The following is an 8,827-nucleotide window of genomic DNA, read 5'->3' on the forward strand; positions in this document are numbered from 1 at the left end:
CCCGCTCGGGCCCACGGACATCGATGGTCGTGCTTGTAGCGTCAGCGGCACTTCCAGCCTCTGATCGAGTCGGGGTGTTCCGTTGACGCTCTTTTCCCTCAGCAGATCCGTGCCGCTCACCGTGGCGGCCGTCACCGCGCTGGCCGTGACGCCGGCGCCCGCACACGCGCGAGGAACCACCACTGCCCCCGCCGCCGCGAGCAGCGCCGGCGCAGCGGCCGGGACGACCATCACGTTGATCACGGGTGACAAGGTCACGGTCCGGCCGGGCGTCACCACGGTGCAGGGCCCGGACGGCGAGCAGGTCGGCGCGCACGTGACCACGGTCGGCACGGACACCTACGTGTATCCGGACAGCGCCCTGCCGTACGTCGGCAAGGGTCTGCTGGACAAGCGGCTGTTCAACGTCACCTATCTGCTGCGTGAGGGCTACGGCGACGGCGCGACCGGGAAGCTGCCGGTCATCCTCGGCTATCGGGCGGCGGCCACGAGCCGGCGCGCCGACACGCTGCCGGAGGCCAGCACCGAGGTACGCGCGCTGCCCAGCATCCGGGGCCGGGCGGTGACCACCGACCGGCGCCGCGCCGCGGACTTCTGGACGTCGCTGACCGGCACGAGCACGAGCTTCGCGTACGGGATCGACAAGGTCTGGCTGGACGGCAAGGTGCACGCCGCCCTCGCCGACAGCGTCGCGCAGATCGGCGCCCCGCAGGTCTGGGCCGGCGGGAACACCGGCGCGGGCGTCGACGTCGCCGTGCTGGACACCGGCGTCGACGCGGCACACCCGGACCTGGCCGGCCGGGTCGAGTCGAGCGTCAGCTTCGTCCCGGGCGAGGACGTCACCGACCGCCACGGCCACGGCACGCACGTGGCCTCCACCATCGCCGGCACGGGCGCCGGCTCGAACGGCCTCGAGCGCGGTGTCGCCCCCGGCGCCGACCTGGAGATCGGCAAGGTGCTCGACAACGGCGGCTCCGGCCAGGACTCGTGGATCATCGCGGGCATGGAGTGGGCCGCCCGCGAGCGCAAGGCCAAGGTCGTCAGCATGAGCCTCGGCGGCAGCCCCACCGACGGCACCGACCCGATGAGCGCGGCCGTCGACGAGCTGAGCGCCGAGACCGGCGCCCTCTTCGTGATCGCGGCGGGCAACAGCGGCCCGGACGCCACGACCGTCGGCTCGCCCGGCGCCGCCGACGCCGCGCTGACCGTGGGCGCGGTGGACGCCGCCGACCACGTCGCCGACTTCTCCAGCCGGGGCCCGCGCCTGGTGGACAGCGCGCTCAAGCCCGAGATCACCGCGCCGGGCGTGGACATCCTGGCCGCCCGCTCGCAGTTCTCGACCGAGGGCGAGGGCCTCTACCGCACGATGAGCGGCACGTCGATGGCCACCCCGCACGTGGCCGGCGCCGCGGCCCTGCTTGCCGCGCAACACGCGGACTGGACCGGGGCGCAGCTCAAGGACGCCCTGGTGAGCACGGCGCGGGAAACGCCGGACTACGGCCCGTACGACGGGGGCAGCGGCCGCCTCGACATCGCCGCGACCACCGGGGCGACGCTCTTCGCCACCGCGTCGGCGTACCTGGGCATCCACCCGCTCGACGAGGAGCCGGCCGGGCCCGCCGAGCGGCAGATCACCTACACGAACACGGGCGCCGCTGACGTCGTACTCGAGCTGGGCCTGGAGGGAACCGACCTGCTCGCGCTGTCGGCACCCGGCGTGACCGTGCCCGCGGGCGGGACCGCCTCGGTCACGGTGTCGGCCGACCTGGGCCGCATCACCCAGAAGGGCCACTTCACCGGCAGCGTCGTCGCGACCGGCGCGGACGGCAGCCGGCTGGCCGACACGATCGTCGGCGTGAGCACCGAGGACCAGCCGCGGCACCTGGTGATCAAGCCCACCGGCCGGAACGGCGAGCCCATGCCCGGCTCGATCAACCTGATCCGCGAGGGCGACCCGGCCGGCGGCTACTACAACTTCTGGACGCAGGACGGCAGCCCGATCGACGTGCTGCTCCCGCAGGGCCGCTACGCGGTGTGGATGTACGGCGACGTGGAGGGCACGCACGGCCCGAACTCCCGGGGCGTCGCGCTGCTGACCGCGCCGACCGTGACGGTCGAGGACGACATGACCCTGTCGCTCGACGCCGCGGCGACCCGCGAGCTCAAGGCGGTCACGCCTCGCGAGACGGCGGACGCCGAGGTGCGGCTGGACTATCACCGCGAGCTGGGCGACACGGCGTCGGCCACCGATTCGTACATCCTCTCCCGCTGGTACGACAGCATGTGGGTCGTCCCCGGCCAGAAGTCCCGCGACGGCACGATGTCGATCACCGCGCGCTGGCGCAAGATCCAGCCGGTGCTGGCCATCGACGGCTACGACGACCTGGCGCTGCTGCCCGGCTCGACCGCACCGGCCGAGGGCACCGAGCTGCTCCGCGCCGCCCTCACCGGCGATCTGCGCGGTAAGATCGCGGTCGTCCGCCGCGGCGACCTCGACGCCCAGGTGGAAGCGGCCGAGAAGGCGGGCGCCGCCGTGCTCCTGATCGTCAACGACGAACCCGGCCGCTACCTCGACGCCACCTCCCGGACGGCGCTCGCGGTCGTGTCGGTGACCAAGGACGAGGGCGAACGGCTGATCACTAGGCTCGGCAAGGGTCCCGTGACCCTGCGCGTCACTTCCCACCCCACCACCGATTACCTGTACGACCTCGTACGCCACTGGCAGAACGCGGTCCCCGGGTCGGTCACCTACCGGCCGTCGGAGCGCGAGCTGGCCCGCGTCGACGTCGACTTCCAGCGCACCTCGGGCCGCGAGATCTCCGAGAAGCGCTTCGACCAGAATCCGGACCTGCCGGTGAAGACGGGCACCACCCTGCTGATGCGCTCGGACCGCTTCCGTACCGACTGGGTGACCGTGCAGGACGGCGTCACGTGGTCGACCGACATGGACGACCTGTACTCGTTCCAGCTCGGCGGCACCAAGACCTACCGGCCGGGCACCCGCACCACCGAGAAGTGGCTCGGCGCGATCCAGCGCCCCCGCATCAACGACGCCGTCACCCTCCCGTACCGCGCCGGCGACCGCATCGTGGCCGAGATCCCCGGCTGGGGCGACTCCGGCGCCGACCACGCCGGCGTCGCCTTCCCCGAGGGCGGCGAGATGACCGCCACTCTCACCCAGGGCGACTCGATCATCGAGCAGAACGCGTACAACTGGATCGACAGCAACTCGGGGCTGAGCCCTCGCCGGCTCCCCTACCGACTGGTCACCACGACGAAGCAGAACGCCACCGACTCCCACGAGACCCGGACGGCGTGGGACTTCCAGTCGGACGCCACGACCACCCGGCTCCCGCTGATCCAGCTCGACTACGAGGTGGACACCGACCCGGAGCACCGGGCGCCGCGCTCGACCGGCATCACCCTCCTGCCGTCGCACCTGCCGGGAGCACCCAGCTCGCGCTCGATCACCTCGGCGACCCTCGACGTCTCCTACGACGACGGCGCCACCTGGCTGAGCCAGCCCCTCCGCAGGACCGGGAACGGCTGGACGGCGAACCTGCACGCCCCGCTCCACGCCCAGTACGTGACGCTGCGCGCGGGAGCGAAGGACACGCACGGCAACAGCGTCACCCAGACGATCACCCGAGCCTTCGGCCTCAAGTAGTCCAAGAAGGGCCGCGGCGACCCTTCGCCGCGGCCCTTCGCCGCGCCCTGCGTCACCATGCGGGGGCCGGGACAAGTTGCCCGAGTACTGACATTGACCGACATGCATGTGATCCCTAGCGTGGGGCGCAGCGTTGACATCGTTGCCACAGTGGAGGGGACGCCGATGAGAGCGCTTCGCCTGCTGGTGCCCGGCCTGATCGCGTTGCTGGCCCTGGCGGGCGCGCCACCCGGTCCCGCCACCGCAGCGCCGGGCACCCGACCCGCCGCGGCGCCGGGCGATCAGCCGTTCGCCTCCTACTGGTATCCGAGCAGCATCCTCGCCTGGGACCCGGCCACCGACCCGGACGCCCGCTTCAACCGGTCCCGGGTGCCGCTCGCCCCACGGACCGCCGATTCCGCGCTCAAGGCGAACCCGAATGCCCGCTCCGGCGAGGGGAAAATCGCGTCGCTGGTGTCCTTCGCGCCGACCTCCGGCAATCCGTCGCAGGGCTCGGCGGACGCGAACTACTACGCCTTTCCGTACTGGCAATACATCGACACGCTCGTGTTCTGGGGCGGTTCGGCGGGTGAAGGGCTCATTCTCGCTCCCAATCCCACGGTCATCGACGCCGCACACCGCAACGGCGTGCGGGTCTACGGCACGGTGTTCTTCCCGCCCGCCGCGTACGGGGGCCAATTGCAGTGGGTCCGCGACTTCGTCCGCAAGGACGGTGACACCTATCCCGTGGCCGACAAGCTCGTGCAGGTCGCACAGTTCTACGGCTTCGAGGGCTGGTTCATCAACCAGGAGACCGGCGGCGGCGACGCGGCCCTCGCGACCGAGCTGCGCCGGGCCATGACCTACGCCAAGGGCAAGGGCCCGATCGACTTCATGTGGTACGACGCCATGACCGAGAGCGGCGCGGTGTCCTGGCAGGACGGCCTCACCGCGGCGAACGACGCCTTCCTGCAGGAGGGCGCCGACTCCATGTTCCTCGACTTCGGCTGGAGTGCGGGCAAGCAGAACGCCTCGCGCGCCAACGCCCGGGCGCTGGGCCGCAGCGAGTACGACCTCTACGCCGGCATCGACACGGAGGCCAACGGCTACAACACCTCGGTGCCGTGGAGCGCCGTCTTCCCGGACGGTCAGCCGCACGTCACCGGGCTCGGCCTCTACCGCCCCGAGTGGACGTGGAAGTCGTCGGCCTCGCGCGCGGACTTCTACGCCCGGGACGCGCGCTACTGGGTCGGGGCCCACGGCGACCCCTCGGACACGTCCACCACCTCGGCGTGGAAGGGGCTGGCCAGCTATGTCGCCGAGTCGAGCCCGGTGACCGCGAAGCCGTTCGTGACCAGTTTCAACGCCGGGCACGGCGACTTCTACGCGATCGCCGGCGAGCGGCTGGGCACCGGCGGCTGGAACAACCTGTCGCTGCAGGACGTGCCGCCCACGTACCGGTGGGTTGTGCAGTCCTCCGGCACGAAGCTGACGCCGTCCGCCGACTTCTCCGACGCGTACGAGGGGGGCAGCTCTTTGCAGTTGACCGGCCGCCTCGATGCCGCGAACACCGTCCGGCTCTATCAGACCCGCCTGCCGGTCACCGCGGACACCAGGCTCGCCGTCACCGTCAAGAGCCCGCAGCCCGGCGCCACCCACCTCGCTGCGGCGGTGTCCTTCACCGACGACCCCACCACGTTCACCACCCTCGACCTCGCACCGGCCGCCGGCACCGGGTGGGAGACCACCACCCTCGACCTTTCCCCGTACGCCGGCCGCACGATCGCCCAGCTCGGCCTGCACGTGGCAGCCCCCGAGCCGGTCGACGACTACGCGGTCCGCGTCGGCAGACTCGCCGTGTACGACGGTGCGGTGGACGCCGTCGCCGCCCCCGCCGACCCGGCCGTGATCGGGGCGACCGACGTGTCCGCCGGCCGCAGGTCCCTGCGCCTGGCCTGGACTCCCGCCCCGGGGCCGGTCCACCACTACGACGTCTTCCGCCGCGCCCCGGACGGCACCCGCACCTACCTCGGCGGCACCACGAACGACGCCTACTTCGTCGCGGGGTTCGACACACCGGGCACCGTCGAGGTGGAGGCGGTCGGACCCGAGGGAGGCCGGTCCGCCCCGGCACGCACCACTCCCTGAACCGGCGGCCCGGGCAGGTGCAGGCTGACCGTGGTGCCCTGCCCGACGCGGGAGTCGACGGTCACCCGGCCGCCGTGGGCGCGGACGATCGCCTGGACGATGGCCAGGCCGAGGCCCGAGCCGCCGTAGTCGCGGCTGCGGCTGGCCTCGGCGCGCCAGAAGCGGTCGAACAGGCGGGGCAGGTCGGCGGCGGGGATGCCGGAGCCGTCGTCGGTGACGTCGACCCGGGCGCCGGCGTGGTCGGCGTACAGGGTCAGGCGGATCTTCGTCCCCGCGGGGTTGTGCTGCACGGCGTTGCCGACCAGGTTGCGCAGGACCTGCTGCAGCCGGGCGGTGTCGCCGGTCGCGGGCAGCCCGGCGGGTGGCGCCTGCAGCTCGATGTCGAGGTCGGGGTGGATGACGCGCGCGTCCTCGACGACGCTGTCGGCCAGCTCGGCGAGGTCGAGGGGCCGGCTGTCGAGGGGCCGCCCGGTGTCGAGGCGGGCCAGCAACCCCAGCTCGTCGACCAGCAGCCGGATGCGGCCCACCTCGTCCTCGATGCGGGCGACGGCCTGGTCCAGGTCCCGCCCGCCGAGCGTGCCCTGGCGGTGCAGCTCGAGCCATCCCGAGATGGTGGCCAGCGGCGTGCGCAGCTCGTGCGACGCGTCGGCGGCGAAGGTCCGTGCCCGGTCCTCGGCGCGGGCCTGCGCGTCGAAGGCCCGGTTGACCGCCGCCGCCAGCACGTCGGTCTCGGTGCGGCGGTCGGAGACGGGCAGCCGCTCGTCCCTGGAGCCCTCGGCGATGGCGTCGGCGGCCTGGGCCATCTCCGCCAGCGGCCGCAGCCCGACGTGGAGGACGACCACGGCCAGGCCCATCAGGACGACCACGGCGACGGACGCGATGACCGCCATGCTGCCGACGTAGCCGAGGATGGTCCGCCTGTCGACCTGGGCGTCGTTGACCAGGATCAGCTGCGCGACGGCGTCGGGGTCCCGGTCGTCGTAGGTCATCCGCATGCCGGGCGTGGGTATGCGCACGGCGACGACGTCGTCGCTGGTCTTGAGGATCTGTCCCGGGGCGGCGGTGCTCGCCAGCCGGGCCAGCTCGTACTCGCGGCCGGCGCTGGACCCGATCGCGAAGAGGATGTCGCCGCCCCGGTCCTGGCCCATGATGCCCAGCGGCGGCCCGAGCATGGTCTCGAACTGGTCGGCGTTGATCGTCTGCGGGCCGGAGCCGACCAGGGCGGTGATCCGCCGCTCGTCGTCGCGCAGCTTGGTCACGGACCGCTCGTTGATGTAGTCGTCGACCAGGAACGCCGTGATGATCCCGCTGGCGGCGAGGGCCAGGACGAAGAGCATCAGGAAGCCCGCGAGCAGCCGGCCGCGGATGCCGGCCCACCAGCGGCTCATCGCTCGGACCGCAGGGTGTAGCCGACGCCCCGGACGGTGTGGATCAGCGGCTCGTGCCCCTCGTCGACCTTGCGGCGCAGGTTCGAGATGAAGCGCTCGACGACGACCGAGGCGCCGCCGAAGTCGTACTGCCAGACCTGCTCGAGGATCTGCGCCTTGGACAGCACCTGGCCCGGCCGGGTGATGAGCAGGTGCAGCAGCTTGAACTCGGTCGGCGACAGCTTGATCAGCCGGTCGCCGCGGCGCACCTCGTGCCGCTGCGGGTCCACCGACAGGTCCCGGAAGCTCAGGGCCGACCCGACCGGCACCGCCGCGCCGCGCGACCGGCGCAGCAGTGCCTCGATCCGGGCCCCGATCTCCACGACGCTGAACGGCTTGACCACGTAGTCGTCGCCGCCCAGCTGCAGCCCGCGCACCCGGTCCTCGACGGCGTCGCGGGCGGTCAGGAACAGCACCGGCACCCCGATCGACTGCGCCCGCACCAGCGCGAGGACGTCGAAACCGGTGCCGCCCGGCAGCATGACGTCCAGGACGATGACGTCGGGCAGGGCGGTGCGGACGGCCTCCAGCGCCTCGGGGATGTCGGCCGCCGCGTCCACCTCGTAGCCGGCGAACCGCAGTGCGGAGGTCAGCAGGCCCCGGATCCCCGGATCGTCGTCGACCACCAGCACGCGGTCCATCGGTCTTCCCCTCTCAGACGAGCTCGGGCTCGGGCTCGCGGATCTCGATGTCCTTGGTCTCCGCCACCTGGTGGCCCTCGATGTCCACCTTGGGCACGATCCGGTCCAGCCAGCGCGGCAGGCGCCAGGCCCGGTCACCCAGGAGCCTCAGCACCGCCGGTACGAGCGTGAGGCGGACGACGAACGCATCGACCAGCACGCCGACGGTCAGCGCCAGGGCGATCGGCATCACGTTCGGGTCGTGGGAGAACATGAAGCTCGCGAACACCGTGATCATGATGACCGCCGCCGCCACGACCACCCGCCCGGCGTCGCGGCTGCCGGCCAGGATCGCCTCCCGGGCGTCGCCGTGCCGGGCGTAGTGCTCGCGCATCGCCGAGACCAGGAAGACCTCGTAGTCCATGGCCAGCCCGAAGAGCACCGCCATCACGATGATGGGCGCGAAGCTCGGGACCGGGCCCACCAGGGGCACGCCGAGCGGCCCGGCCAGCCAGCCCCACTGGAACACGGCCACCATGGCGCCGAAGGCCGCGCCGACGGAGAGCAGGAAGCCCGCGGTGGCCTTGAGCGGCACGGTCCACGACCGGAAGGCGAGCAGCAGCAGGAGCAGGGACAGCCCGACCACCACGACCGCGAAGGGCAGCATGGCGTTGTCGATCTGCTCGACGGCGTCGAGGCTGACCACGGTGAGGCCGGTCAGCTCGACGTAGTGACCGGTCCCGGCCCCGATCGGCTGGATCGCGGCGCGGACGTCGTCGGCCAGCTCGGCGGTGGCGCCGTCCCGGGGTCCGGTGGTGGGCACGATGCGGACCAGGGCGGCCCGCTCGTCCCCGGTCAGGATGGGCCCGTTGACCTCGGCGACCCCGGGCATGGTCCCGACCTTGTCCATGACGGCCTCCGCGGTGGCGCCGCTCCCGGCCCCCTCGACGACGACCACCAGCGGACCGTTGACACCCGGGCCGTAC

General features: G+C 72.5%; 4 protein-coding genes and 1 pseudogene. 2 read left to right on the forward strand and 3 right to left on the reverse strand.

All coding sequences use genetic code 11. From position 1 onward, the window contains the following. Positions 1-82: 82 nt before the first annotated feature. On the forward strand, positions 83-3,667 hold the full coding sequence (locus RBH18_RS05045; protein ID WP_306204748.1) for a S8 family serine peptidase: 3,585 nt from the start codon (positions 83-85) through the stop codon (positions 3,665-3,667). 165 nt (positions 3,668-3,832) lie between these two features. Continuing rightward, positions 3,833-5,788, forward strand: a pseudogene (locus RBH18_RS05050) (endo-beta-N-acetylglucosaminidase); the annotation flags it as partial. On the opposite strand, the gene RBH18_RS05055 reads toward RBH18_RS05050, so the two are convergent. The 3 genes from RBH18_RS05055 to RBH18_RS05065 form a co-directional block, all read right to left on the reverse strand. Continuing rightward, positions 5,698-7,182, reverse strand: coding sequence for a sensor histidine kinase (locus tag RBH18_RS05055; protein ID WP_306204749.1), 1,485 nt, complete (start codon positions 7,180-7,182; stop codon positions 5,698-5,700). The pseudogene RBH18_RS05050 and the gene RBH18_RS05055 overlap by 91 nt on opposite strands. After that, positions 7,179-7,862 (reverse strand): response regulator transcription factor, encoded by a 684-nt coding sequence (locus RBH18_RS05060; RefSeq protein ID WP_306204750.1) that lies wholly within the window; start codon positions 7,860-7,862, stop codon positions 7,179-7,181. Before RBH18_RS05060 ends, RBH18_RS05055 begins: the two co-directional genes overlap by 4 nt. 13 nt (positions 7,863-7,875) lie before the next feature. Continuing rightward, on the reverse strand, positions 7,876-8,827 hold a 952-nt coding region (locus tag RBH18_RS05065; protein ID WP_306204751.1), incomplete at its 5' end, for an MMPL family transporter.

The organism is Actinoplanes oryzae, assembly GCF_030757795.1.
Taxonomy (GTDB): Bacteria; Actinomycetota; Actinomycetes; order Mycobacteriales; family Micromonosporaceae; genus Actinoplanes.

Bases quoted from the DNA above. Each gene is read 5' to 3' on its own strand.
- RBH18_RS05055 (WP_306204749.1), bottom strand. From the start codon at position 7,182: ATGAGCCGCTGGTGGGCCGGCATCCGCGGCCGGCTGCTCGCGGGCTTC.
- RBH18_RS05060 (WP_306204750.1), bottom strand. From the start codon at position 7,862: ATGGACCGCGTGCTGGTGGTCGACGACGATCCGGGGATCCGGGGCCTG.